At 56.6% G+C, this 24,490-nt stretch carries 20 protein-coding genes and 1 pseudogene; 7 read left to right on the forward strand and 14 right to left on the reverse strand.

Going from position 1 to position 24,490, the window contains the following annotated elements; all coding sequences use genetic code 11:
- Positions 1 to 43: 43 nt before the first annotated feature.
- The 3 genes from RGU44_RS13610 to RGU44_RS13620 form a co-directional block, all read right to left on the reverse strand.
- The gene (locus RGU44_RS13610; protein ID WP_322181133.1) at positions 44 to 1,390 is read right to left on the reverse strand and encodes an ATP-binding protein; all 1,347 of its coding nucleotides are present in this window, start codon (positions 1,388 to 1,390) and stop codon (positions 44 to 46) included.
- The gene (locus RGU44_RS13615) at positions 1,387 to 2,064 is read right to left on the reverse strand and encodes a response regulator (protein WP_322181135.1); all 678 of its coding nucleotides are present in this window, start codon (positions 2,062 to 2,064) and stop codon (positions 1,387 to 1,389) included. Before RGU44_RS13615 ends, RGU44_RS13610 begins: the two co-directional genes overlap by 4 nt.
- 126 nt (positions 2,065 to 2,190) lie before the next feature.
- On the reverse strand, positions 2,191 to 2,454 hold the full coding sequence (locus tag RGU44_RS13620; protein ID WP_322181137.1) for a hypothetical protein: 264 nt from the start codon (positions 2,452 to 2,454) through the stop codon (positions 2,191 to 2,193).
- Between the two features lie 183 nt (positions 2,455 to 2,637).
- Between RGU44_RS13620 and RGU44_RS13625 the strand changes: the two genes are divergently transcribed.
- Together RGU44_RS13625 and RGU44_RS13630 are read left to right on the forward strand one after the other, a co-directional pair.
- Positions 2,638 to 3,426 carry a dienelactone hydrolase family protein gene (locus RGU44_RS13625; protein WP_322181140.1) on the forward strand — a complete coding sequence of 263 codons (789 nt, stop codon included), beginning with the start codon at positions 2,638 to 2,640 and terminating at the stop codon, positions 3,424 to 3,426.
- Between the two features lie 232 nt (positions 3,427 to 3,658).
- Entirely contained in the window at positions 3,659 to 4,387 is a 729-nt protein-coding gene (locus tag RGU44_RS13630; RefSeq protein ID WP_322181142.1) for a 4'-phosphopantetheinyl transferase, read from the forward strand.
- A 1-nt stretch (position 4,388) separates the two neighbouring features.
- Here RGU44_RS13630 and RGU44_RS13635 read toward each other — a convergent pair whose 3' ends face one another.
- Together RGU44_RS13635 and RGU44_RS13640 are read right to left on the reverse strand one after the other, a co-directional pair.
- Positions 4,389 to 5,999: an ATP-binding protein gene (locus RGU44_RS13635; RefSeq protein ID WP_322217532.1), complete on the reverse strand. Its 1,611-nt coding sequence runs from the start codon at positions 5,997 to 5,999 to the stop codon at positions 4,389 to 4,391.
- Between the two features lie 4 nt (positions 6,000 to 6,003).
- Positions 6,004 to 6,744: a response regulator transcription factor gene (locus tag RGU44_RS13640; RefSeq protein WP_322181146.1), complete on the reverse strand. Its 741-nt coding sequence runs from the start codon at positions 6,742 to 6,744 to the stop codon at positions 6,004 to 6,006.
- 723 nt (positions 6,745 to 7,467) lie between these two features.
- Here RGU44_RS13640 and RGU44_RS13645 point away from each other — a divergent pair.
- The gene (locus RGU44_RS13645; RefSeq protein ID WP_322181148.1) at positions 7,468 to 10,356 is read left to right on the forward strand and encodes a ribonucleoside-diphosphate reductase subunit alpha; all 2,889 of its coding nucleotides are present in this window, start codon (positions 7,468 to 7,470) and stop codon (positions 10,354 to 10,356) included.
- 191 nt (positions 10,357 to 10,547) lie between these two features.
- Positions 10,548 to 11,795 carry a ribonucleotide-diphosphate reductase subunit beta gene (locus tag RGU44_RS13650; RefSeq protein WP_322181149.1) on the forward strand — a complete coding sequence of 416 codons (1,248 nt, stop codon included), beginning with the start codon at positions 10,548 to 10,550 and terminating at the stop codon, positions 11,793 to 11,795.
- A gap of 289 nt (positions 11,796 to 12,084) precedes the next feature.
- On the opposite strand, the gene RGU44_RS13655 is transcribed toward RGU44_RS13650, so the two are convergent.
- Positions 12,085 to 12,375, reverse strand: coding sequence for a hypothetical protein (locus tag RGU44_RS13655; RefSeq protein WP_322182813.1), 291 nt, complete (start codon positions 12,373 to 12,375; stop codon positions 12,085 to 12,087).
- Positions 12,376 to 12,538: 163 nt separating this feature from the next.
- Here RGU44_RS13655 and RGU44_RS13660 point away from each other — a divergent pair, with 163 nt between their 5' ends.
- The gene (locus tag RGU44_RS13660; RefSeq protein WP_322217534.1) at positions 12,539 to 13,270 is read left to right on the forward strand and encodes an HNH endonuclease; all 732 of its coding nucleotides are present in this window, start codon (positions 12,539 to 12,541) and stop codon (positions 13,268 to 13,270) included.
- A gap of 187 nt (positions 13,271 to 13,457) precedes the next feature.
- The gene (locus RGU44_RS13665; protein WP_322181153.1) at positions 13,458 to 14,711 is read left to right on the forward strand and encodes a ferredoxin reductase family protein; all 1,254 of its coding nucleotides are present in this window, start codon (positions 13,458 to 13,460) and stop codon (positions 14,709 to 14,711) included.
- A 108-nt stretch (positions 14,712 to 14,819) separates the two neighbouring features.
- On the opposite strand, the gene RGU44_RS13670 is transcribed toward RGU44_RS13665, so the two are convergent.
- Together RGU44_RS13670 and RGU44_RS13675 are read right to left on the reverse strand one after the other, a co-directional pair.
- Positions 14,820 to 15,260, reverse strand: coding sequence for a DNA-binding protein (locus RGU44_RS13670; protein ID WP_322181155.1), 441 nt, complete (start codon positions 15,258 to 15,260; stop codon positions 14,820 to 14,822).
- A gap of 2 nt (positions 15,261 to 15,262) precedes the next feature.
- Positions 15,263 to 15,853: a nucleotidyltransferase domain-containing protein gene (locus RGU44_RS13675; protein WP_322181158.1), complete on the reverse strand. Its 591-nt coding sequence runs from the start codon at positions 15,851 to 15,853 to the stop codon at positions 15,263 to 15,265.
- A 150-nt stretch (positions 15,854 to 16,003) separates the two neighbouring features.
- On the opposite strand from RGU44_RS13675, the gene RGU44_RS13680 reads away from it, so the two are divergent.
- Positions 16,004 to 16,924, forward strand: coding sequence for a restriction endonuclease (locus RGU44_RS13680; RefSeq protein ID WP_322181160.1), 921 nt, complete (start codon positions 16,004 to 16,006; stop codon positions 16,922 to 16,924).
- Positions 16,925 to 17,275: 351 nt separating this feature from the next.
- Here the strand turns inward: RGU44_RS13680 and RGU44_RS13685 are convergent, their stop codons facing one another.
- The 6 genes and pseudogenes from RGU44_RS13685 to RGU44_RS13710 all read right to left on the reverse strand — a co-directional run bounded on the left by RGU44_RS13685 (position 17,276) and on the right by RGU44_RS13710 (position 22,953).
- Positions 17,276 to 18,475 (reverse strand): hypothetical protein, encoded by a 1,200-nt coding sequence (locus RGU44_RS13685; RefSeq protein WP_322181162.1) that lies wholly within the window; start codon positions 18,473 to 18,475, stop codon positions 17,276 to 17,278.
- 137 nt (positions 18,476 to 18,612) lie between these two features.
- Complete coding sequence (locus RGU44_RS13690; protein WP_322181164.1) at positions 18,613 to 18,984, reverse strand: cupin domain-containing protein; 372 nt, start codon at positions 18,982 to 18,984, stop codon at positions 18,613 to 18,615.
- A gap of 207 nt (positions 18,985 to 19,191) precedes the next feature.
- Positions 19,192 to 19,899: a hypothetical protein gene (locus tag RGU44_RS13695; protein ID WP_322217537.1), complete on the reverse strand. Its 708-nt coding sequence runs from the start codon at positions 19,897 to 19,899 to the stop codon at positions 19,192 to 19,194.
- Between the two features lie 313 nt (positions 19,900 to 20,212).
- A pseudogene (locus RGU44_RS13700) lies at positions 20,213 to 20,457 on the reverse strand (LuxR C-terminal-related transcriptional regulator).
- Between the two features lie 496 nt (positions 20,458 to 20,953).
- Positions 20,954 to 21,424, reverse strand: coding sequence for a VOC family protein (locus RGU44_RS13705; protein WP_322181168.1), 471 nt, complete (start codon positions 21,422 to 21,424; stop codon positions 20,954 to 20,956).
- Positions 21,425 to 21,633: 209 nt separating this feature from the next.
- Positions 21,634 to 22,953: an MFS transporter gene (locus RGU44_RS13710; RefSeq protein WP_322217539.1), complete on the reverse strand. Its 1,320-nt coding sequence runs from the start codon at positions 22,951 to 22,953 to the stop codon at positions 21,634 to 21,636.
- Positions 22,954 to 24,490: the final 1,537 nt, after the last annotated feature.

A 24,490-nucleotide genomic window follows, 5' to 3' on the forward strand; every position in this document is an offset into this window, starting at 1 on the left:
CATGATGGAGGCGTGAAGCCATTCGCGAATGCGGCAGGACGCTTCATCTGGCCGGAAAATGAATCCGGAATGCGGCGCCACCCAAAGGAGAGTCCTCCAGGGTCAGGCGAGCGTTGTAGCTTTCAATGATGTCTTTGACCACAGCCAGGCCAATGCCCTGCCCCGGATTCTGCCGATCCAGCCGCTCACCACGCTCTAGAATCCGCGCCCTCTGACTCTCTGGCACGCCGGGGCCATCGTCTTCGACGCACAACTCGTCACCGGACAGCGATGCGCGCAGGCTGATGCGTATTCGGCCCAAACAGAGGCGATAGGCGTTTTCCAGCAGATTACCGAGCATTTCAAGCAAAGCGCCCTGCTCCATCGCCACTTGGCATCCGTCGGGCAGATCAAGGCAGACGTTGACCTGCTTGTCGCGATAGACCTTGTCCAGGGTATTGCACAGGCTTTCGACCACCGGCCGCAACACCACATGGTGCCGCACCAGGCCACTTTTGCGCAGGCTGGCGCGCTGCAACTGGTAACTGATCTGTTGACTCATGCGTTCGATCTGCGATTGCAGGAGGCGTGCCTGCTCCAGGTCTTGCGGACGCTTGGCCATGGTTTCGCTGACGCCTTGCAGCACCGCCAGCGGCGTTTTCAAGCTGTGGGCCAAGTCGCCCAGCGAGTCGCGGTAACGGATGCGCTGCTCGCGTTCGCTGAGTAGCAGGCGGTTCAGTGAGCCGGTCAGGCGCAATAACTCCAGGGGGTGCTCCTCACTCAGGCTTTCCCGCTCGCCGGTTTCGACCTGATCCAGCTCCTGACTCAATCCCCTCAACGCTTTAAGGCCCCAGGTCAGGCCCATCCAGAGCAATGCGAGCAAAACCACCAGGGCCGCACCGAAGCCCAGATAGAGTTTCTCGCGTAGCGCGGAAATGATCACCTGATACTCGTGCACCGGCTGCAAAGCGACGATGCTGAACGCTGCGTTTCTGCCACCGAGCAGTTTGATTTCGACGTCATAGACGAAAAACTCATCGCCCTTGGCGTTCTTGATTTTACCGAACTGATTCCCCGTCCCGTCATAACGCGGGCGATAATCGATACCTGCCAGTTCGGTGGCACGCGAACGCCATACCAACTCACCATTACGGTTGTAGATATAACCGAACAGGCGGCTGTCTGACAGATTGAATTGCTCGCCCGGCAACAGCAGGGGCATCAACAAACGATTGTCCTCGACCCGGGCCGCGGAAATCATCGTGGTCACGTCCGAGGCCAGGCGCTGCTCAATGGAGTCCTGCAGGGCCAGGCTGTAGGCGCCCTGCAACGCGGGCAACAGCGCCAGCATGAAGATCACCGCCAACAGCGCGGCAGCCATCATCAACCGCAGCCGCAGCGAACGGATCATCGGCAGCGCTCAGTGAACAGATACCCCAGACCGCGCACCGTTTCGATAGGCTTGAAACCCAACGAGCCTTCCAGCTTGCGGCGCAAGCGTCCGACCAACACCTCGATCACGTTCGGATCACGCTCATCATCGTCGGGGTAGAGCTGCTCCATCAAGCGCTCCTTGGCCACCACCTGCTGATGGTGACGCATCAGGTATTCAAGAATCCGGTACTCATAGGCCGTCAACGCCAGCGGCTGTTCTTCGAGGGAGGCCTGCTTGCGGTTCAGGTCCAGCAGCAGGGGCCCGGCGGTGATGGTCGACTGGATAAAACCGCTGGAACGGCGCAACAGGGCATTGAGCCGCGCCTCCAGTTCTTCGAACTGAAACGGCTTGACCAGATAGTCGTCCGCCCCGGCGGCCAGCCCTTCGACTTTGTCTTGCCAGTTGCCACGGGCCGTGAGGATCAGAATCGGAAATGCCTTGCCATGGGAGCGCAGTTGGCGAATCAAGTCCAACCCACCCATGCCCGGCAAACCCAGGTCAATCACCGCCAGGTCATGGTTGAACTGTCCCGCCTGGTACAGTGCTTCCTCGGCATTGGCCACGGCCTCGACCACATGGCCGCTCTCGGCCAATCGGGTTTGTAAGTGATGGCGCAATAATGCCTCATCTTCAACCACCAGCAGTTTCATGAGGCTCTCCCAGGCAAAATCATTCCTCTCAAGATTAAGGCAAATACAACATGACCGGTTGAACAGCGCCTCGCCTGTTAAGTGTGCGGGCTGGGCGAAAAATGTCCAGCGCCAGTCTGTTAACGGTTAAAAGATGTAGTTGGAGGGCAGGCCAGGGTCAAAGCTGCCGAGCAAGATGGCTTGGCTCAGCTGAATACCGTTATGCGTACCGGAGACGTTGGGATAACTCGAGTAATAGTGACCCGCGACGGCTCCCAGATAGGCGCCGTATGCATCGACGCTCCCGCCGGTCTTGCCCTGGACGAGCTTGCTGGTACCGTCAGTGGTCTGTGCGGTAGCGCTTCCGCCGAGAAAAGCCAACGCAAAAAAGAGCTTATTTAAGGTGAGCATGGGAATGTCCTCTTGCGCCGGGCGCTGTTGGGGTACGCCACAAGACTAATCACCGGGCCCTGAACCCCCACTGAACGCGGCCTGAACTTAAGCTGAACGGACCCACCACCTCCAAGGCCGAACAATCGTCTAGGCTCTTTTGACGTAATCTACTTTCCCTATCGATCACAGGAGAAACCCACCATGCGTTTCTGGACTGCGTTAATCATGATGAGCCTGGCCGGGCTGGCTCAGGCCGCGATCAAGACTGAAACCATCGACTATCAAAGTGCTGACGGCACCAAACTGATCGGCTATTACGCCTACGACGACGCAATCAAGGGTCAGCGCCCCGGGGTCCTGGTGGTGCATGAGTGGTGGGGCCTGAACGAATACGCCAAACGCCGCGCCCGCGACCTTGCGGCACTGGGTTACAGCGCCATGGCCATCGACATGTACGGCGAAGGCAAGCACACCGAGCACCCAACGGACGCCATGGCGTTCATGCAGGAGGCGACCAAAGACAGCGCAGCCTCGGCCAAGCGTTTCGATGCAGGGCTTGAACAGCTGAAAAAACAAGCGCAAACCAATCCGGCCAAGATCGCCGCTATTGGTTACTGCTTCGGCGGCGCGGTGGTTCTCAATGCGGCCCGGCGCGGCGAACCGCTGGCCGGCGTGGTGTCTTTCCACGGCGCGCTGTCGACCCAATCACCGGCCACCCCCGGCAGCGTCAAGGCGCCACTCCTGATTGAGCATGGCAACAGCGATAGCATGGTCACCCCGGACAGCGTCATCGCCTTCAAAGCGGAAATGGACAAAGCCGGTGCCCACTATAAATTCGTCGGCATCGATGGCGCCAAACACGGCTTCACCAACCCCGACGCCGACCACCTGAGCCACGGCGACCATGCCCCCGACATCGGCTACAACAAAGCCGCCGACGAGAGCTCGTGGGCAGACATGAAAGCATTCTTGAAGAAAGTGTTTGGTTGAGTACTTGATCCTGTCAGCCTCAATCTAATGTGGGTGACTTGCCTGCGAATAACTTAACGCGGTGTATCTGGCACACCGCCTTCGCGGACAAGTCCGCTCCTACAATTAATCTATGCCCGACGCAGCCCCAGCGACACACACCAGAGATCGGATGGGTGTCCAACTTCTGGGGCGCAGTTCAATTAATCTGTGCCCCTACCCAGCCCGCCTCCGACACGGCAAAATGCAAGGCATGACTCAACCCCCAGTACTCCCCGCCTGCTGCCCCGTACTCGACACTCATTGGCCGCTGCCCCAAGCCCTGCCCGGCGTGATCCTGGTCAGTGGCGTGTTCCATCCGCACCATCTGGCTGATGGCGATTTTCAGCGTTGCCTGATCGAGTCGCCCCACAGTATTCAGCGCTCCGTCGCCAAGCGTCAGGCCGAGTTTCTGGCGGGACGTCTTTGCGCTCGGGAAGCCTTGCAGCAGTTGGACGGCCGGCACTATGTACCCAGCATCGGCGAGGACCGCGCGCCGGTCTGGCCAGCAGATGTCCGGGGCTCGATTACCCACAGCCACGGCTGGGCGGCGGCCATTGTCGGCCACCAGCAGCAATGGCGCGGCCTGGGCCTGGACATGGAACCCCTGCTCGACCACAAGCGCGCCCAGCGCCTGGCCGGGGAGATTCTGACTGACGACGAATTGCAACGCATGGCCGCAGGCCCGGATGCGCAGATTGCACTGCTGGTTACCCTGACTTTCTCTGCGAAAGAGAGCCTGTTCAAGGCGATCTACCCCCTCGTGCAAAAGCGTTTCTACTTCAAAGACGCGCAATTGCTGGAGTGGTCAGACAGTGGCAGTGCCCGCCTGCGTTTGCAGATCGACCTGTCCAGCGAGTGGCGCAACGGCACAGAGCTGGACGCGCAATTTCGCGTGGACAATGGCAAATTGCTGAGTCTGGTCAGCGTCGCGGCCCTGTGACTCAGGGCTTTTCCTGCTGGCGCGGCCACGCCAGACTGAAGCAAGCACCGCCTAGATTTTTGCTTTTACTGATCAACGCCCTACCGTTGTGCCAGTAAATGATTCGACGAACGATCGACAAGCCCAGGCCATGCCCGCCCGACGCCCGGGTGCGACTGTCATCCAGACGCATGAAGGGCGTGAATATCCGCTCCCAAGCGCTTTCCGGGACGCCGGGGCCGTCGTCCTCGATGTCGATGCGACAGCGTAACTGACCGACCTGATAACTGACGCTGACCCTGGATTCGGCGTGACGCATGGCGTTGCTCACCAGATTCTGCAAGGCCCGATGCAAATAGCGTGGCTCAGCCTCGACCCACGCCCCGTCGTTATCAGACGCCGCCAGGCATTGCCCGCGCGTGACCGCGACATTGGCGCGCAACGGCGCCAGCTCGGCGATCACCTGATTGACCAGCGCATCCAGATCGATGCGCTGAAAGCTAAGGGTCGGCGAACCCTGCTCCAATCGCGCGTACGTCAGCATCTCGTCCACCAGCTTGTCGAGGTCCTGAATATCGCTGTCCATGCCGAGCCTGTATTTATCCCGAGCCTCTTGCGTGGAGGCCTGGCCGATCATTTCCAGGCCAAAGCGCAAACGCGCCACCGGCGTACGCAGTTCATGGGAGACCGCACGTACCAGCTCTCGCTGCATCGCCAGTGAACGTTGCAAATGCTCAGCCATGCCATTGAACGCTGCCGCCAGCCGCCCAACCGAGTCAGCCCCGGCCGTTGGCACGCGAGTTTCCAGGCTGCCCTTGGCGATGCGGGTGGCGGCCGATTCCAGGCCTAAAAGGCGGCGCTCAAGCCGACGCACCAACAAGTAAACCACCACCCCGATAAAACACAGGCCCAGAAACGCAATCAGCACCAGCAGCTCAGGCGGGTAAGGGTTCATTTGGTAAAGGGGACCGATCTCCAGGACCCACGGCGTGCCGACCATGCCGGCGAACACACGGATCGAGTCTCCGCCCTTGCCCAGCGCCATCACGGTATCGCCTTCATCGACCCGACGTCGCTGGTCCTCATCGACATCAGCCTGCTCCAGACGGATCAGACTGATGTCGAAACCAAAGCCCTTGTCCCGCTTCAAGGCGGCCAGGCGACTGGGTTGTTCATCGATGGGGAAGCGCACCAGTTCGTCGGTCAGCAGATAAATCGTCGCCCGCGCCAGTTGTTCACTGATTTGCTGCACCTCCCCGGTCAACACCCACGGTTCCGCGTCGCTGACCAGTCGGTACACCTTGGCTGCATGGGGCCCGGTTTGCTCGACCACCACCTGCCCACGCAGCAGGCGACTATGGTCACCGCTGTCGAGACCGGCTTCGCTGAGTGTTTGCAGGGTCAACGGAATCCCCAGCAAACGCTCCCAGACCGCCAGCGAACGATTACGATCAATCGCGTTCATCGGTTGCAGGTTGTCGGCCATCAGGGTGAAGGTGCCGTGGGCCAGGCGCTCGCGGTACTGCTCGCCGCGCACCTGATTGACCAGGTGCAGGGCCAGCACGCCGAGCAACGCCACCAGCACCAACACACCGAGCATGCCGCCGTAGATACGCAGGAAGATGGAGTTCATGGCGTCAGGTGTTCAGCACGTAACACGTTGGGTCTTGCGCCGCTTCCGGGACGAACAGATACCCTTTGCTGCGAATGGTCTTGATCAGGCGCGGATGAATCGGATCGTCGCCGATCTTGGGTCGAATCCGTGAGATGCGTACATCAATGGAGCGGTCCTGGCCGTCATAACCAAAGCCGCGCAAGGCCGTGAAGATCTCTTCGCGGGAAAGAATCCGCCCTGCGTTGGCCACCAGCAGCCATAACAAATCAAACTCGGCACTGGTCAATTCGATGCTGTTGCCTTGCAACCAGGCTTCACGCAGGGCGTTGTCGACCACCAGAGGGCCGAACACCAGCCGCCGCGGGTTCGTTGCCGCCTCGGGTTCAGGCCCTTCGCTGCGCCGCAACAACGCATGAATGCGCGCCAACAACACACGAGGGTGCACCGGCTTGCAGACAAAATCGTCGGCGCCCATGTCCAGCCCCTGAATTTGATCGGTGTCATCGGTGCGCGCCGTGAGCATCAGAATCGGTCCGTCATAGCGGTCTCGCACCTTGCGACAAATGCTCAGGCCGTCTTCACCGGGCAGCATCAGGTCGAGAATCACCAGATCCGGCTGCTCGGCAATGATGCGTTCAGCGGCGCAAGCACCATCACCTTCAAGGGTTACCCGCAGGCCATTACTCTGAAGGTAGTCACGAGTCAGTTCAGCCAGACGCTGATCATCCTCGACAATAAGCACCTGCCAGGCTTCTTGCTCCACGGGTTACCTCTGCTGCCATTGTTCTTATTAATAGAGACATCTTTTGTCGAATCATCGCGCAAAACACCCGGTGTCAGGGCGAGATCGAAGGCGATTGTAGCAACCGCTCGCGCCAAGCACACGACATGCCAGAATACCCTTGTTATCTGTGTTTTTTGTGATAGGGTTCGCGCCCGCAAAAACCCGCGAAAACAGTAAAAAGCAGTGACAAGCGGTGCAGTCCAGCAGCGGCGCGGCCTACAGCCGACTTCCCTGTTTCATACACAATATACCCACAGCTTTATCCACAATGACCACGTTGCAATCCATCCCCAAAACGCTTTATCTTGTATCTCGCCGCAAAAAAAACCCTACATGTAGGGTTTTAGGCCAAAAAACCAAACACATTTCAACCTAGAAACTCAAGCAGTTTTCTTGTGTCAGTTTGGTTGAACTTAAGCATTTTTCAGTACACCAACCGCTGATGCGGATGGCCGCTGCTCTGCCTCAACCATCGGGGCAAAACGGCACACGTGTTGCAACAAATAGCGAGCATCCTCCAAAAGATTTCCGGTAGCGGGCATTGACCCGAAACCATCGACTTCAAAGCCAGGGAATGGCGGCAAAAGCCTTCCTTATCCGTTTTGAAGTCTTTTAGCTGACGTTTGTCGGCTGACTGCCTCAAGACGGAACGGTGGGCACGTATTCAGTGCCCAAACAAACATAGAGAACGTGGAGACACCCATGCAAACCGACACAACCCGCGAGAACCCGCAGGCCACTGCGCCGCAGGCTGGCGAATCCCATCAGGATCTGTCCGCTACGGCACCTGGTCAGCTGCGCGTGATCAAGCGCAACGGCACTGTCGTTCCTTACACCGATGACAAAATCACCGTCGCCATCACCAAAGCATTTCTCGCAGTTGAGGGCGGCACCGCTGCCGCCTCGTCGCGTATCCACGATACCGTTGCGCGCCTGACCGAACAGGTCACTGCCACGTTCAAACGTCGCATGCCTTCTGGCGGCACTATCCACATCGAAGAAATCCAGGATCAGGTCGAACTGGCCCTGATGCGTGCTGGCGAACAAAAAGTCGCCCGCGACTACGTGATCTACCGTGATTCGCGCGCCAAAGAGCGTGCTGTTCGCTCTATCGAAGACCCCGTACAAGCGCACCCGTCGATCCGCATCACCCGCGCCGACGGCAGCCTTGCGCCGCTGGACATGGGTCGCCTGAACACCATCGTCACCGAGGCCTGCGAAGGCCTGGAAGAAGTCGATGCGAACCTGATCCAGAGCGAAACCCTGAAAAACCTCTACGACGGCGTAGCGCTGAAAGACGTCAACACCGCCCTGGTGATGACCGCGCGCACCCTGGTAGAGCGCGAGCCTAACTACTCGTTCGTGACTGCTCGCCTGCTGATGGACACCTTGCGTGCCGAAGGCTTGAGCTTCCTCGAAGTGGCCGACAGCGCCACTCACCACGAAATGGTCGACCTGTACGCCAAGGCTCTGCCGTCCTACATCGCCAAAGGCATTCAGCACGAATTGCTGAACCCGATTCTGGCCACCTTCGACCTGGAAAAACTGGGCAAGGCGATCAACCACGAACGCGATCAGCAGTTCACCTACCTGGGCCTGCAAACCCTGTACGACCGTTACTTCATCCACAAGGATGGCGTGCGTTTCGAACTGCCGCAGATCTTCTTCATGCGCGTGGCCATGGGCCTGGCGATCGAAGAAAAGAACAAAGAAGATCGCGCCATCGAGTTCTACAACCTGTTGTCGTCCTTCGACTACATGTCGTCGACCCCAACCCTGTTCAACGCCGGCACCCTGCGTCCACAGCTGTCCAGTTGCTACCTGACCACCGTACCGGATGACCTGTCGGGCATTTACCACGCCATTCACGACAACGCCATGCTGTCCAAATTCGCAGGCGGTCTGGGTAACGACTGGACGCCGGTTCGCGCGCTGGGCTCTTACATCAAGGGCACCAACGGCAAATCCCAGGGCGTCGTGCCGTTCCTCAAAGTGGTCAACGACACCGCTGTAGCAGTCAACCAGGGCGGTAAGCGCAAAGGCGCGGTCTGTGCTTACCTGGAAACCTGGCACATGGACATCGAAGAGTTCATCGAACTGCGCAAGAACACCGGTGATGATCGTCGTCGTACCCACGACATGAACACCGCCAACTGGATCCCTGACCTGTTCATGAAGCGCGTCTTCGATGACGGCCAGTGGACCCTGTTCTCGCCATCGGAAGTGCCAGACCTTCACGACCTGACCGGCAAGGCCTTCGAAGAGCGTTACGAGTACTACGAAGCCCTGTCCCAGTACCCAGGCAAAATCAAACTGTTCAAGACCATCCAGGCCAAAGATCTGTGGCGCAAGATGCTCTCGATGCTGTTCGAAACCGGCCACCCATGGTTAACCTTCAAAGACCCGTGCAACCTGCGCAGCCCGCAGCAGCACGTCGGCGTGGTCCACAGCTCGAACCTGTGCACCGAAATCACCTTGAACACCAACAAGGACGAAATCGCCGTTTGCAACCTGGGCTCGATCAACCTGCCGAACCACATCGTCAACGGCAAGCTTGACACCGCCAAGCTTGAGCGCACCGTCAATACCGCCGTGCGCATGCTCGATAACGTGATCGACATCAACTACTACTCGGTGCCGCAAGCGAAGAACTCGAACTTCAAGCACCGCCCAGTCGGCTTGGGCATCATGGGCTTCCAGGACGCGCTGTACCTGCAGCACATCCCGTACGCCTCCGACGCTGCGGTCGAGTTCGCCGACCGTTCGATGGAAGCTGTCAGCTACTTCGCGATCCAGGCTTCCTGCGATCTGGCCGATGAGCGTGGCGCTTACCAGACGTTCCCGGGCTCGCTGTGGTCCAAAGGCATCCTGCCGCTGGATTCGCAACAGATCCTGATCGAACAACGTGGCCAGAAATACATCGACGTTGACCTGAACGAAACCCTGGACTGGGCGCCTGTCCGTGCCCGTGTACAGAAAGGTATTCGTAACTCCAACATCATGGCCATCGCACCGACCGCAACCATCGCCAACATCACTGGCGTGTCGCAGTCAATCGAACCGACGTATCAAAACCTGTACGTGAAATCGAACCTCTCCGGCGAGTTCACCGTGATCAACCCGTACCTGGTTCGCGACCTCAAGGCTCGCGGTCTGTGGGACTCGGTCATGATCAACGACCTGAAGTACTACGACGGTTCCGTACAGCAAATCGACCGCATCCCGCAGGAACTCAAAGACCTGTACGCCACTGCGTTCGAAGTCGACACCAAGTGGATCGTCGACGCCGCCAGCCGCCGCCAGAAATGGATCGACCAGGCGCAATCGCTGAACCTGTACATCGCCGGCGCATCGGGTAAAAAGCTCGACGTGACCTACCGCATGGCTTGGTACCGTGGCCTGAAAACCACTTACTACCTCCGTGCCCTGGCCGCGACCAGCACCGAGAAGTCGACCATCAGCACCAGCAAGCTCAACGCAGTCTCGAGCGGCAACCACGGCGACGACTCCGTACTCGCCGCCCCTGCCGGTCCAGCGCCAGTGCCTAAAGCCTGCGCTATCGATGAGCCGGATTGCGAAGCCTGCCAATAATTCATCCGGGCGTCGCACGAGTCTGAGTGGCGCCCGCGTTGTTTTGCAGTGCGGGTATTGAAAGCAACATCAAGGGCCTCTGAGCCCTACAATTTTATGTTTTTTGCGTGCAGCAAACGTAACGCAAGCAACACACCTAAAGATCCACAGGCCAGTCCAGCAGACTGGCCCTCACGCAGGAGACGAACATCATGCTGAGCTGGGACGAATTCGATAAAGAAGACGGCGAAGTAGCCGCCAAAGCAACCAACGCCGGTCACGCCAACGAAGCCAACATGGACCGCCTCGACAGCGCTGGTGGCGCCGCCGCCCTCGCCGCCCGTGCAGTCACGAACACCGACTCGGCCGCGATCATCCGCGCCAAGGCGGCTCTGGACAGCCTCGACGTCGCCGAAGGTCTGGCTGAACTCGAAGGCGCCAGCGCCCGCGTTGCCGTTGACGAAAAGATGATGATCAACTGCCGCGCCGACCTCAACCAACTGGTCCCGTTCAAATACGACTGGGCTTGGCAGAAGTACCTCGACGGCTGCGCGAACCACTGGATGCCGCAAGAAGTCAACATGACCGCCGACATCGCTGTCTGGCGTGATCCGGAAGGCCTGACCGACGACGAACGCCGCATCGTCATGCGCAACCTTGGCTTCTTCTCCACCGCCGACTCCCTGGTTGCCAACAACCTGGTACTCGCCGTATACCGCCTGATCACCAACCCGGAGTGCCGCCAGTACATCCTGCGCCAGGCCTTCGAAGAAGCGATCCACACCCACGCCTACCAGTACTGCATCGAATCGCTGGGCATGGACGAAGGCGAGATCTTCAACATGTACCACGAGATCCCATCGGTCGCCAAAAAGGCCGCCTGGGGCCTCAAATACACCCGCTCGATCTCCGATCCGAAGTTCGAAACCGGCACCGTCGACACCGACAAAGAACTGCTGCGCAACCTGATCGCCTACTACTGCGTGCTGGAAGGCATCTTCTTCTACTGCGGCTTCACCCAAATCCTCTCCATGGGCCGTCGCAACAAAATGACCGGCGTCGCCGAGCAGTTCCAATACATCCTGCGCGACGAATCCATGCACCTGAACTTCGGCATCGACGTGATCAACCAGATCAAAATCGAAAACCCACACCTGTGGGACGCTGAAATGAAGGAAGAAGCCAGCCAAATGATCCTCCAGGGCACCCAACTGGAAATCGAATACGCCCGCGACACCATGCCTCGCGGCGTACTGGGCATGAACGCGGCAATGATGGAGGACTACCTCAAATTCATCGCCAACCGTCGTTTGAGCCAGATTGGCTTGAAGGAAGAATACCCAGGCACAACCAACCCGTTCCCATGGATGAGCGAGATCATGGACTTGAAGAAAGAGAAAAACTTCTTCGAAACTCGGGTTATTGAGTATCAGACCGGTGGGGCTTTGAGCTGGGATTGATCGCTCGATTTACTTAGCTGATGTTTGAAGTGGAAAAGCCAGAAGCGGTTGCTTCTGGCTTTTTTGTTGGGGTGACTCGACAGTGATGCACCCGATACAAATCCTCTGTAGGAGGACCGCTTCGACGTCGCGCTGTCGCGTAGCAAACTGGGTCTCGATTCTGCCCGAAGGGCGTAGGAGCGGACTTGTCCGCGAAGACTGAATAACAAACGCCCCACAGTGCCACGGGATGCTATGCCCTCCCGGACGGGAGGAATACTCTGAAATCAGTTTTCAGCAATGTGTTCGGTCATGCCTTCAGTCGCCGACGATAATCCTCAACCATCTCCTTAGAAACATCCTCTTTAAAGCAAAGCGGCGCATACCCACCAGCACGGTTATACGCGCTACGCTTGCCGCAACGGCTACCGTTTCTCGCAGAGTTATATGGACACGGACAATTGCCTGGGTATGACGATATCGAGTCGTCAATGAGGGTCTTGATGATTGCTGAATCTGAAAGATTGACGTCCTTGCCAGACACCGAAAAAGCACAGAGCAGCGACAGCACTGCGATAAACCCTATCCCTATTTTTTTCATGGCAGTTCCTTCGCTTGCGGATGACATATCCAGCAAACTTTTTACCATGATGACTAAAAGCCATCAAACATCACCGCTTCATCTTCTGTAGGAAAGATCCCTTAATAGACACAGATTCGTCCTACACGTATCTTCGCGCTGGCATTTCAATATCGGCGCCGTTATGACGAAAAAAACATCGACTCGCTGGAACGATATCGAGCTAGAGGCCGCTGTAGATGCGTACCTCGGCATGCTTCAAAAGGAGAGGGTGTCTGAGCCGTTCAACAAAGCGGAAATAAACCGAAACCTACGTGAAGGTGCGCTTTCCGCACGAGGAAAGTCTTCCGTAGAGATGCGCATGCACAACCTTTCCAGCATCTTCATTGCTATGGGGTTGCGACGCGTCGAGGGCTATGTCCCTCGGGATAACGCGGGGACAAACATCCGCAGTAAGATCCAAGCGATTCTAGAAAGCAAAGGCGTATCCACATCAACTAGTTACGTTGCATCGACCGACATCAAATCACCTAATCAGAAAACTGAGGAGTCCTCTACTGACTTCCTAAGCCCACCGCCACTAGGCAACAAATATCCAAAGTCTGTAACGAGTACAACGACTACTTATGAACGTGATCTTAAGGTTCGAGACTGGGTGCTCAAAAACGCAAAAGGGAAATGCGAGGGTTGCGGGCAGGACGCACCGTTTTTGCTCACCGACGGTGCCCCTTGTCTTGAGGTCCATCATGTTCGTCGCTTAGCTGATAATGGCAGCGACAGAACAACGAACGCCGTCGCGCTCTGCCCGAATTGCCACCGACGCTGTCATTTGTCAGCAGATGGGAAAATGTTTACAGCATCGCTCTACGAAAGACTTAATCGTTTGATTATCGAAGATCCAGATGTGAATAAATGAGCCCATAAAGCCCGGTCCAGAGCCTTGCGCCAATTAAGACACCTGACTAAAGCGATGACAGAGGTCAGGGTCACACAGCACTCAATGCAGTAACATGGCCTACTTCAATTCTGCTTTCTCCCGGTTTTTCCGGTCAGTATTTATTCAGAATTATCGTTAAAGCCGTAAATGGCTGGAGCATGCGTCCTTGAAAAGCTGGCACTGTATCGTTGGCATCCTGCTGATCACGGCAACGACCCTGCTCATCGAGATTCCTTCCGACACGTGGCTGACCTCGGCAACGCTTAGTCTGATCCTAGGCACTGCGGCGCTGGCCTATATGGCGGTTGCCGCCTTGCTGTCCAGCCGCTGGCGTGCCGTTGAGGTTTTGTTCGGGGGCCTGGATAGGGTCTATGAAACCCATAAATGGCTGGGTATTTGGGCGCTGGTATTTGCCTCTCACCATTTTGTGTTCAAGGCCTATCTGGACGTCTGGCACAGCGTGCCGATCCTTGAGATGTCTAAATACTGGACGCGTCTGGTACGCCAACTGAGTTACGTTGCACTGGGCATGATTGTGTTGCTCGCCTTGAACCGGAATATCCCCTATGGCCTGTGGCGCTGGTGGCACAAGCTGTCAGGCCCGCTGTTTGTGATCGTCATCCTGCATTGGCTGAGCTTCAAGTCGCCTATGACGTTGAGCAACCCCGCCGGCATCTGGTTAGCGCTGTTGTGTGGCACGGGTGCGCTCGCGGCGTTCTACAAACTGCTGCTTTACCCCTTCATCGCTACCGCTGGCGAATACAAGGTGTCGGCCGTTTCCCTTGGCAAGAATTCCCTGAGCCTTGAGCTTGAGCCGATCCATAGCGGCTTTACGTTCAAGGCAGGGCAGTTTGCGTTCCTGGCCATGAAGGAGAAAGGCTTGCGCGAGCCTCACCCGTTCACTATTGCTGCCGCCCATTCCGACAGTGGCCGTATCAAGTTTGTGATCCGCGCCTTGGGGGACTACACGCAGAAACTGCGCGATCAGGTCAAGGTTGGGATGCTGGCGGATATCTATGCACCGTACGGACGCTTCAAGCGTCAGCCCGGCGCGGAGCGGGAAATCTGGATCGGCGGAGGTGTGGGTATTTCGCCATTCATCTCTTGGCTGCAGGACACGTCTGCCAGCCACTTCGACAATGCCACTCTGGTCTATTGCTTTAATCCGTCGCGAGCGTTCCCGAGCGTCGAGCTTTTGCAAGGTATGGCCGAAAAGCGTGGGGTCGAGTTCGTTGGCAATGGCGGGGGTGCCGATCAGTTGGCTGAAACCGTGCGTCAGGCAGCCACCCAAACAGATCCGGCACAGATCCACGTTAGCTTCTGTGGTCCCAAGGGCTTGATGTCACGCGTCCGTGAACTGATGCGCGAAAGCGGGATTCCTGAAGGTAATCTCCACTACGAATTTTTTGAGTTCCGCTGAAGCGAAGTCATGGCTAAAAACCACCTCACTCGGCGATCTCTTCACCATCGCTGGCGAAGTCCCATGATGGGTGGACACAGTGATTGCTCAATCCATGCAACACGCCACTCACCCAACCAAATGTCGTTTGTTAGCGTTCAGCCAATGCTCAACCTGGACTAGCAAAGCCCGAGCATGAGCGATTGCTTCCAGCGCCATGCTTTCACTAACCGGATCTCCAGAGTAGTCACTGACATTGCGCTGCTTGCGAAGACCATCCAGGACGATCATGGTTTTCGCATCCAGACCAATAGTCAGAGGCAAGCTCTGGATCATCGTCTGATGATGTCCGGGCTTGCTCGTCAACGTTCGATACCCATTGGCCTGCAGAGCCGAGTTGGCAGCTTGCATGATGGCTTTGTACGCCATGTCGAAACGACCTTCGCTACTCATGTTCGTCAACTGAGCATCTGCCAGGCTGCGCCGTGCCGCATCCATCAAGCGGCTGATGCTCGCGGCATCAGGCTCGACCTTCTCCAGTGACAGTCCCAACAAATTCGCCAACGTCATCATTACGCCTCATCAACCACCAGATCTTGCTGATGCCCAATCACAAATAGCTTTGGCTTGCTCAACACGTCCCGCACAAACGCGCCCTTCTCTTCTATTAGGCGGCGCCATTCACTGATCGAGTACTGCTTGGGATTAATCTCCCTGCCGAGCGCCTCCTGAAGCGGATAGAGGTGGGTAATCAAGTCGCTAAACCTTGCGTCACCGATAACCATCAGATCGATGTCACTGCTTGAACCCGCTTTGCCGCTGGCCATGGAGCCGAATACAAAAGCCACCTTGATAGAATCTGCCAGCGGTTCCAGCGCTTCTGCCAGCGACTGAATCCAACCCTCCGTTTTGCGAAGGATACTGGCTAACTCTTCGAAAACCGGACATTCCAGATTGGCTTTGTATTGCACTTGGTTACCGACACGCATTTTTTCTAGCAAACCCGCTTCCACCATCTTGGCTAGCTCACGACTCAGGGTGCCTGAAATGGTATCGGTGAGACGGGCAATCTCACGTTGGTGATAACGTTCGTCGGGGTGGAGCAACAACAACGCCAGCACCTTTCTGCGGTAATCGGAAAATAGAAACGTACTCAGCGACATGGCAACGCCCTTATATGCTGCTTTTAAGGCAGCAATTGAAGCCTAAAAAGCAGCAATATTCAAGCATTGCAGGACGAGACAGATCGCACTCCGTAGACACCGAATCACCCTGCACGTATCTTCAGATGGCCTTTCAATATCAGCGAAGTCATGGCTAAAAAAACCTCCCCTTTCGAAGACCTCTTTTACATCGCCAGCAAACTCCCATGGTGGGTCAGTGCAATGATCGCCATCGCGTCAGGTGTGTATCTGCATTCGATCGCCATCGCCCAGACACCGATCTATTCGGGCATGCAGCACCTGGATTCAATGATCTTCAACACCGCCTTCAAAACTTTCGCCACCTTCGGCCAGTACCTGGTCCCGCTGATTTTTCTCGGCGGTGCTGCGGCGTCGGTGTTCGGTCGACGTAAACGGCGTCGGTTGCTGGCGGCGGTCGCGATGCCGGGTGGCAAGACGCTTGAAGGCATTACCTGGCAGCAGTTCGAGCTGTTGGTGGGTGAGGCGTTGCGGCATCAGGGCTTTAGCGTTCAGGAAACCGGTGGTAACGGGCCGGATGGCGGGGTCGATTTGGTTGCTCGCAAGGACGGAGAAAAGTACCTGGTGCAATGCAAGCAATGGCGCTCGCTGCAGGTTGGCGTGCCGACGGTTCGTGAGCTGTATGGGGCGATGGCGGCAGAGGGTGCGACGGGCGGATTTGTGATCACCAGCGGCCGCTTTACTGGGCCAGCGAAGCAGTTCGCTTCGGGACGGAACCTGCGGCTGGTGGATGGGGAGCTGCTGAACCAATGGATCGCAGCGACCAAGCGCCCAGGGCCGCGGCCTACTTCGGCTGTCGTAGAGGAACAGGTGGAGCCGGTCATTGTTCCTGAAGTTGCCAAAGCGCCCCCGGTTGCTGAGCCATCGGCCAAACCATCCCCAGCTAAACCGGTAGCGCCTGCTTGCCCTCATTGCAGGAAGCCGATGGTAATCAGAGTCGCCCGAAGTGGCGCTAATGCGGGGGGTGACTTCTGGGGGTGTTCTTCATATCCAGGGTGTAAGGGTATTCGTCCTATATTCCGGCCTCTGTAAGATGGCTCTTGTTAAACAACTTATAAGCAATTGAAATTATTGGATTCACCACCGCAGGAAGGTCCTTCAGCCCTTATTCGCAGACAAGTCAGCTCCTACCTGGGCCCGGCTTGCTGCGCGACAGTCCTATCAAACAATCGATAACCATCTGAAATAGCACATTATTCGTAGGAGCTGACTTGTCTGCGAATAAGCCCGGCCCGGGCTTCCGTCAGGTTTGGGTTTGACCCTGCAGCCATGATCACCTGCTGGCGGGTGTTGGATCGAGGTGCGGCAGGTGGTCCGCGCTGGATGGTCTTCGCAGACAAGTCAGCTCCCACGAGAATCGAGACCTCGTTTGCTGCGCGAGCCTTAGTCCGGTAAATCCAGCGCCATGCCACCGGGGTGTTGTTTGATTTCGCTGTAAGGCACCACCGACCACTCCGGACTTTCGCAGGCGCGCATCACGCGGGCGAAGGATGGGCCGAAATACAGGCCGCCGGGTTTGAAGTACCAGGCCGGGAAGCTCCAGATGCTCGGATCGCTATAGTTGCAGTCTTCGTCTTTTGTCGCCGGTTTTTTCATTTTTTCCGGGGCGGAGATTTTTAGCTGACTCACGATCCAGGGCGCGAACTGTTTGTTGCGGTAATTAGAGAAGGTGTCAAAACTCACGCTGGATGTGCCTTTCCCGTTAGCCTCCTCTCGATCATCGTAATGGAAGGCTTTGCCTTTACCGATCCAGAGCACGTCTTCCATCGATAGCGATTTACCCGTGTTCACATCGACACTGATTGGCGAGTCGCCGAAGTCCGGATGTGCACCGCCACAGTTATAGCGAGTGAAGATATTCACGCTGACGATGCCGGGCGACAGCAGCTCGGGAGTGACTGTTTGCTGAAAGTCCGCGCCGAAGCGGCTGCCCTGGAGCAGGCAGGCGTGGTAACTGACCACTTCATTCCACAGACGGGCGCGCAGTTGTTGATTGATGCGATCACGCTGCTCCGGTGTGTAGCCCGAGGTAATCTCGAACAATGAGAGTCTGGATTCCGGTTCCGTCCACCATTGCAGGGTGTAGCCCATGAAGGTCTGCATCCTGTCCGGCTTTAGCGGCAAGCCTTGCAGGCGCAGGTAATCATAGGGCGACTGTTGATAGATCGTCTGCCAACCCGCCTCAACACCTTTGGACGGTGGCGGTACTTGTGTTTCGGTCAGTTTAACCGTGAGGGTTTTACCCCCAGGCCCCCTCCATTCACCTTGCCAGTCTGATTGTGCCCCTTGATGCAGGAGCAGCTCGGGGAGAGCGTTACCACTGTTATCGTCCAGGCCCTCCTCGAGGGTGAGCTCCTTCCCGCTCAAGACGCCGCTGAGCGGCAAGTCGTTGTGGTGTTTCTCGTAGAAGTACCGACCGCTGACCACCATCGGATCGCTCAGATCCAGCTCCAGCACAATCGGCATATTGCCCAGTGTGCCGGTGAAGACGTGCAGGGATTCACTGGCGTGAAGGGTGAATGGCAGGAATGCACAGAGGAGAAAGGCGTACGCAGGACCGGAGCTGAACAATCCTTTGGTCATGAGGCAATCCTTTAGCAAAGGGATAGACGATCCACGAACTCTAGATACAAAGCTCATTTCGTGCCCGAACAATCGCAAAAGGGGCTGACTCATTGATCATCAATGAGCCGCCCCTTTTACCCTCGTTTCGAACAAGATCAAACCTTCCTGGCGTAGTTGGTTGCACCAAACCAGTCGACCAGCACGACCGTTTCGTTGCCAACGACCCAGGCATCATGGCCTTGGGGTAACGAGGTGATGTCTCCTGGCCCGGCGATAAACTCTGTACCGTCATCCATGCGAATGGCGATTCTGCCCGTGACGTGGTACTGGAAGTGCGGCGCCTGGCAGCTGGCTGTTTTGGCCAGAGGCTTGATGTCATTTGACCAGCGCCAACCGGGTTCGAAGGTATATCGGCCCACTTCTGCGTCACCGATTTTGAGGATTTCAGCTTTGCCGTGACCAAACTCGCGGACTTCATCGGGTTTGGAGAAGGACTTGTGTTCGGTTTTTTGCTCGTGAGTGTGCATGACAGGGTTCCTTGATCGAGTGACTGGATAACCCCAAGCCCCGGAGCCTATGTTCTGGCAGCTACAAGGCTTAGGGTTCGCCCCCAATAAAGTACCTAATCAGTTTAGTACCGAATTCTGCCCCCCCCATTGATTGATCTTCCGACCGGTGACGTTCGGTTGGCATTGGCTGACGTGCGTTTGGCGATCGGCGTCGGTTGAATGCGTTCATCCGCGTGCACCCAGGCTTACCAGCAGACTTTCGGGTGTTTGTTCAGCAAAAATCACACTCAGTGGCTTGCCCAGAGTCAACTTGCCGTAAAGCTGCTCCTCACGATCCAGATAGCGTTGCTGCACGTCTCTATAGCCTTCCGGATAAATGCTCTGCTCTACCGGCAGCAAAGCGTCGAAATGTTCAAGCAGGCCTTTAAATACCACCCTTCGCTCAACCGTTTCATGGGTTGTCGCGATCAAGCGGGCGAAAAACTGGCCATCGAAGGTCCTGAGTTCCTCACTTGCGGCATAACGCTCAGCAAGGTTATAGGGGCCCAAATCGTCATAAACGATACAGCACAGCGGAGCCCTTGGCAGGTCGGCGAAAGGGTTCTCGCCAGACGCTCGACGCTGGTGGCAACCCAGTGCAAATTCCAGCGCTTTTTCAGCCAGCATCAGCCGCGTTGGATCAGTGCTTTCAGGCAGTATTTGAAGGTAGGGCGCCTGCCGTCCCTGCTCAGCCACCTGGATGGAAAAAGCGGCCAAAATACCTCGCGGACCCACGATTCTTCCTTGCAGGTCCTGCAGTTCAGGTTTCGACAACCTCGCCTGCCGTGCGGCCAACTGCGAACAGTCCATTGGCAAACACTCATCGATATTGCAGAAGTCGATCCATTGCGGGGTATGGACGATTGCATCAGCCGCGGTCATGGAAAAATTCACGAGTGTTACTCCACTTGTTATTAACGAAGACATCCTGCTTTTGTATTTTTTTTTGCACTCACTCATTACCCCACTACTGCCGGCCAGCAATGAAACGCCTCAGCCCCTGCGAGTAGATGAGTCAATGCGTGTTCAATACCCGCCACTATCGTTAGCCGACAACGTGAGTATTAACGTTTATTCAAGACAGCCGAACGCCCGTCAAGACAAACGCAATCCAGACAATAAACTGACAACTAATATTGACGACCGCTAATAGCAGCGAGCAGTGCTCAGATCGGCACAACGGCCCATACGGACTCAGAGATTAGTATTATGAACACACTGACTTCACACACAATCCTACAGATGTAGGGGGTCATGTTTATTTTGAATTTTTCTGGACATATACTCCACCATCAACGCAGCGCGGGTCTTGACTCCATTTTTTTTCAGCAGAGACGAGACATGATCACGAGCGGTATAGCCACTGATACCAAGGGCCTCAGCGATTTGCTTGTTGGTTTTACCGCGCAGCAGAAGGGACAGGACATCACGTTCTCTCCGTGTTACCCGCATAGGTTTCGAGCCTTTTATTATTGAGCATCTGACACACACAGACAGAAAGCTTGTTGCTGCCTCCTTTCCTGACCTTAAACAGTAAGTCGGCACATCGACCCATTTATTTAGAATGTTTTCACGCAAATAAATATCAGGCATATTTTTATGATTGTTCGCTACAGCACTAGGCACTTAAAGAATATTCCTACAATAAAACAGGACCTAGCACGTAGGCCAGATACTAAAGCCGCACATAAAATCCGCGCAAAAAAATCCTCATCGATCATTTACCTATTCAGGCAAATGATCGATGCACGAAAGCATTTCGACATCAGTTGTATAGACAGGCAGAATAAACTTCAAGAATGATAATTACAATCATCTGTTACAAATAACGCTGTAACAAAACAGTACTTCCATTGTCGAACATAGCGGTTTGACGAGGCATGGCACAGACCAGCACGCCGAGCTGACGGGGGTCAGACTGGCGACGTGCTGATTATTGCGGAGACCGTCAGGCCTGCATTTGTTTGAAGGCCACTTCGGCACGTCTGCCGATTTGTTCGGGCGTCAGGTCTTCCTTGTGGGTAGCGATGAACCACAAGTGCCCAAAAGGATCTCTCACAGCGCCAGAACGGTCACCGTAAAACTGATCCTTGACCTCACTCACGACCGTGGCCCCGGCGTCGACGGCGCGCTTGAATTGCGTGTCGACGTCGGGCACATACAGGTACATGCCAAATGAAGTTTTACTCATCGGATCGGCGCTGTTGAACCCGCCCTGATCACATGGATCGGCGAGCATCAGCCTGGAATCGCCGATCTGAATGTCGGCGTGCCCGACTTTACCGTCCGGGTTGTTGAGGTGGAAATTCTCAGTGGCGCCAAATGCCTTTTTGTAAAACTCGATGGCCTTGGCTGCATCTTTGACGCCCATGTACACGGTCAGGCTATGGAAGCCCTCCGGGATTGCTTTGACGCTCATGTCCATTCTCCTTTTTACGAAGATAGGTACGGCTTACAAAGACAGGTACGCCGGTTGGTCAACTGAAGACCAGGTCCGTTCGTTGCGGCAGATCAAACGCAGTTGGCCGTCCTTAAGGCGGGCCTGTCGTTCGAGGCGGTTTCTGCCCCACGACGTCGCTGCTCACTGCTGCTTTATTCTATGACGCATTCGGTTGCCTCGAAAGGTCCTCAGCGTGCGGCTCTTACCGCCATGACACCATCAACCTCGACGCCGCGCTGCAGGCCGAAAAAAGTCGCCGTCAGCACACCCACGCCCCCCATGATTGCGCAATAGCCTACGCATACCCAAGGGCTCCACGGCATTAGCGCGATCAATATCAACGGCGTGGTGCTGGCCCAGAGTGCGTAGGCGATGTTGTAGGTGAACGAAATACCCGACACACGGATATGCGCCGGGAACAGCCCGACCATCACCGACGGCACCACACCGACGATGCCGCAGGACAACCCCGCGATGGCATAGGCAAGACCGGGTGAGAGCCAGCCGCCGATCAGGCTGGCATACAACAACGCGATCCCCAGCGGCAACAGCAGGCTGTACAGCACCACGCCGCGCCAGGCGCCAAAACGATCCACTACCAGACCGGCCAGGACGCAGCCAATGTTCAGAAAAACAATCCCCAGTGCGCTCAGGGCGAACGTGTGGCTGGCGGTCATGCCGAATCGTTGCTGCATCACTGTCGGGGTGATCACCACCAGCACCACGACTGCAGAGGTCAGCACGCATGTCAGCAACGCCGCTGGTAATAATGCCTGGCGATGTTCGCGCAGCACCGCTCGCAACGGAAACTCGGGCTGGGCTTCACGCTGTGCCTGCAGGGCCATGAACACCGGGGTTTCGCTCAACCAGCGCCGAAGCCAGACACCCACCACGCCAAACACACCGCCCAGCAGAAACGGAATGCGCCAGGCGTAATCGAGAATTTCCGCAGGGCTGAACACCTGCGCCAGCCAGGTCGCCGTCAGCGCGCCCAGCAAATAGCCAAACGTCAGCCCGGCTTGTAGCACGCCCAACGCATAGCCACGATGACCTCTGGGCGCATGCTCGGCGACGAACACCCAGGCGCTCGGGACCTCTCCACCCACTGCGGCGCCTTGCAGGATACGCAGGGCCAACAGAATCAGCGGCGCCCAGTAACCTATCTGGGCATAGGTCGGCATCACCCCGATCAGCAGGCACGGGAGTGCCATCAACAAAATGCTCAGGCTGAACACGCGCTTGCGGCCCAATCGGTCAGCGAAGTGCGCCATCAGGATGCCGCCCAGCGGCCGAACCAGATAACCGGTGACGAAAATGCCGAAGCTTTGCAGCAAGCGCAGCCATTCAGGCATGTCTGGCGGAAAAAACAGCTGACTCAAGGTCAGCGCGAAGAACACAAAGATGATGAAGTCATAGATTTCCAGCGCCCCACCGAGCGCCGCAAGGCCCAAGGTTGTGTAGTCAACCCGGGACAGCGGCTGGAGGCGTGGTCGAATAATGGCTGTCATGAGCAATCCAAAACGTGAAGTGATTAAGGCTCGACCGTCACGACAGGTCGCTCCATTGAAACTGTCACGCGACGCTTTTCGCCCGGACGCTGGACGCGAAGCATAGCAAAGCGCACTTGATTGGCAGCACATACACGGCGCAAATGATGGCGCCGTCCCAGGAAGGCCCGGCGCGTCAAGCCATTCGCGGCCACCAAGATGTCCCCGACACAGGAGTCTACATGCTCGATTGCGCTCTCTGATGGGCACCCATATCAGAAAACGCACTTCTATAGAGCATAAAAACGACACTTAAATATGGTAAAACGCCAAAAAACGACTGATATGCCTGCATTTTTTGTGAAAACCGCACTTATTACAGGGAATGGCTCGGTCCTTGCCTGTTCACCCGTATCTTTGATGCCGTTGTTTAAGGAGTCCGGCATGACCCTGCACAGTGATTCAATGCAGCTATCCACCGCTGAAAAGCATTGGCTGCCCTGGTTCGGCAAGACAGGAAAACTGGCCATGAGGCGCTCCTGTCGTATGAACAAGTCCATTTACTCTGTGATCGAAGGCTCGTTCGAATCGATCGCCGAAACCCGCGTCAAATTGCTCCAGCATTGGGCTCAAGAGTATTGGGAACACTTGAGCGAACTGAGCACCAACGTCGCACGCGACCTTACCCGGATCGATGCCTTGGTACTGGTGGAGAAGCTCAGCCAGGCGTCGGACTTTTCCGAGCTCTTTGTCGTCGATATTCAGGGCGAGGTGCTTGCCTCGACATGTCCAGCGCATTGCAACGCCAAGGATCTGGACCCTCGTGCGCTGGCAGAAGGCCTGAAAAAGCCATTCTTGCACGGTCCATACAGCGATCCGCTGACCTTGAAAATTGGTCCGTCGTCCTCACGCTTCCATGACGAAGTTACCCTGATGTTCTATCAGCCGCTCTTGCTCGATGGCAAAGTGCTGGGCTGCCTGTGCGGGCGGGTACCAAACGATGTGCTTGGGGATTTGATCCAGCGCGAAGCCGGGCATATCTACCCTGAGTCTGGCGATAACTACCTGTTCATGGTCAAGGCCGGCTTCGACCGCGCCCTGCAACCCGGCATCGCACTGTCACGCTCGCGCTTCGAAGACAACGCATTTACCCACGGGGAAAACCTCAAGACCGGCGTGCACACCGCTTGGGGCTCGGTGAAGATCCAGCGTCACACCGAGCTCGAATTGCGTTTTATCGATCCTGCCACTCAACAATTGCACCCCGGCGTGCGCGAAACCATTCGCACCGGCTCCAACCTGTTCGTCACCTATCCCGGCTATTCCGACTACCGGCACATCCCGGTGATTGGCAAGGGTGTGACCTTCCAGCTGCCCGGCTCGGCGGATCACTGGGGCATGATGTGTGAGGCCGATCTGGAGGAAGTCTATCGGCGTCGTTCTCTGAGCTACGGCCTGATGAAACCCTATCTGGCAACCATGGGTGGCCTGTTCACCTGCAATTATCTGGTCCAGCATTACAGCGGCCTGGGTCAGTTGCAGATCGACGGCATCGAGA

Source organism: Pseudomonas sp. 5C2, assembly GCF_034314155.1.
Classification (GTDB): domain Bacteria; phylum Pseudomonadota; class Gammaproteobacteria; order Pseudomonadales; family Pseudomonadaceae; genus Aquipseudomonas.

Excerpts from the sequence above, each read along its gene's own strand:
- RGU44_RS13675 (WP_322181158.1), bottom strand. The coding sequence starts at position 15,853 with ATGTCGCTGAGTACGTTTCTATTTTCCGATTACCGCAGAAAGGTGCTG.
- RGU44_RS13660 (WP_322217534.1), top strand. The coding sequence starts at position 12,539 with ATGACGAAAAAAACATCGACTCGCTGGAACGATATCGAGCTAGAGGCC.
- RGU44_RS13655 (WP_322182813.1), bottom strand. The coding sequence starts at position 12,375 with ATGAAAAAAATAGGGATAGGGTTTATCGCAGTGCTGTCGCTGCTCTGT.
- RGU44_RS13635 (WP_322217532.1), bottom strand. The coding sequence starts at position 5,999 with ATGAACTCCATCTTCCTGCGTATCTACGGCGGCATGCTCGGTGTGTTG.
- RGU44_RS13685 (WP_322181162.1), bottom strand. The coding sequence starts at position 18,475 with ATGACCAAAGGATTGTTCAGCTCCGGTCCTGCGTACGCCTTTCTCCTC.
- RGU44_RS13705 (WP_322181168.1), bottom strand. The coding sequence starts at position 21,424 with ATGAGCGTCAAAGCAATCCCGGAGGGCTTCCATAGCCTGACCGTGTAC.
- RGU44_RS13690 (WP_322181164.1), bottom strand. The coding sequence starts at position 18,984 with ATGCACACTCACGAGCAAAAAACCGAACACAAGTCCTTCTCCAAACCC.
- RGU44_RS13630 (WP_322181142.1), top strand. The coding sequence starts at position 3,659 with ATGACTCAACCCCCAGTACTCCCCGCCTGCTGCCCCGTACTCGACACT.
- RGU44_RS13610 (WP_322181133.1), bottom strand. The coding sequence starts at position 1,390 with ATGATCCGTTCGCTGCGGCTGCGGTTGATGATGGCTGCCGCGCTGTTG.
- RGU44_RS13670 (WP_322181155.1), bottom strand. The coding sequence starts at position 15,260 with ATGACGTTGGCGAATTTGTTGGGACTGTCACTGGAGAAGGTCGAGCCT.
- RGU44_RS13625 (WP_322181140.1), top strand. The coding sequence starts at position 2,638 with ATGCGTTTCTGGACTGCGTTAATCATGATGAGCCTGGCCGGGCTGGCT.
- RGU44_RS13620 (WP_322181137.1), bottom strand. The coding sequence starts at position 2,454 with ATGCTCACCTTAAATAAGCTCTTTTTTGCGTTGGCTTTTCTCGGCGGA.
- RGU44_RS13680 (WP_322181160.1), top strand. The coding sequence starts at position 16,004 with ATGGCTAAAAAAACCTCCCCTTTCGAAGACCTCTTTTACATCGCCAGC.
- RGU44_RS13650 (WP_322181149.1), top strand. The coding sequence starts at position 10,548 with ATGCTGAGCTGGGACGAATTCGATAAAGAAGACGGCGAAGTAGCCGCC.
- RGU44_RS13645 (WP_322181148.1), top strand. The coding sequence starts at position 7,468 with ATGCAAACCGACACAACCCGCGAGAACCCGCAGGCCACTGCGCCGCAG.
- RGU44_RS13710 (WP_322217539.1), bottom strand. The coding sequence starts at position 22,953 with ATGACAGCCATTATTCGACCACGCCTCCAGCCGCTGTCCCGGGTTGAC.
- RGU44_RS13615 (WP_322181135.1), bottom strand. The coding sequence starts at position 2,064 with ATGAAACTGCTGGTGGTTGAAGATGAGGCATTATTGCGCCATCACTTA.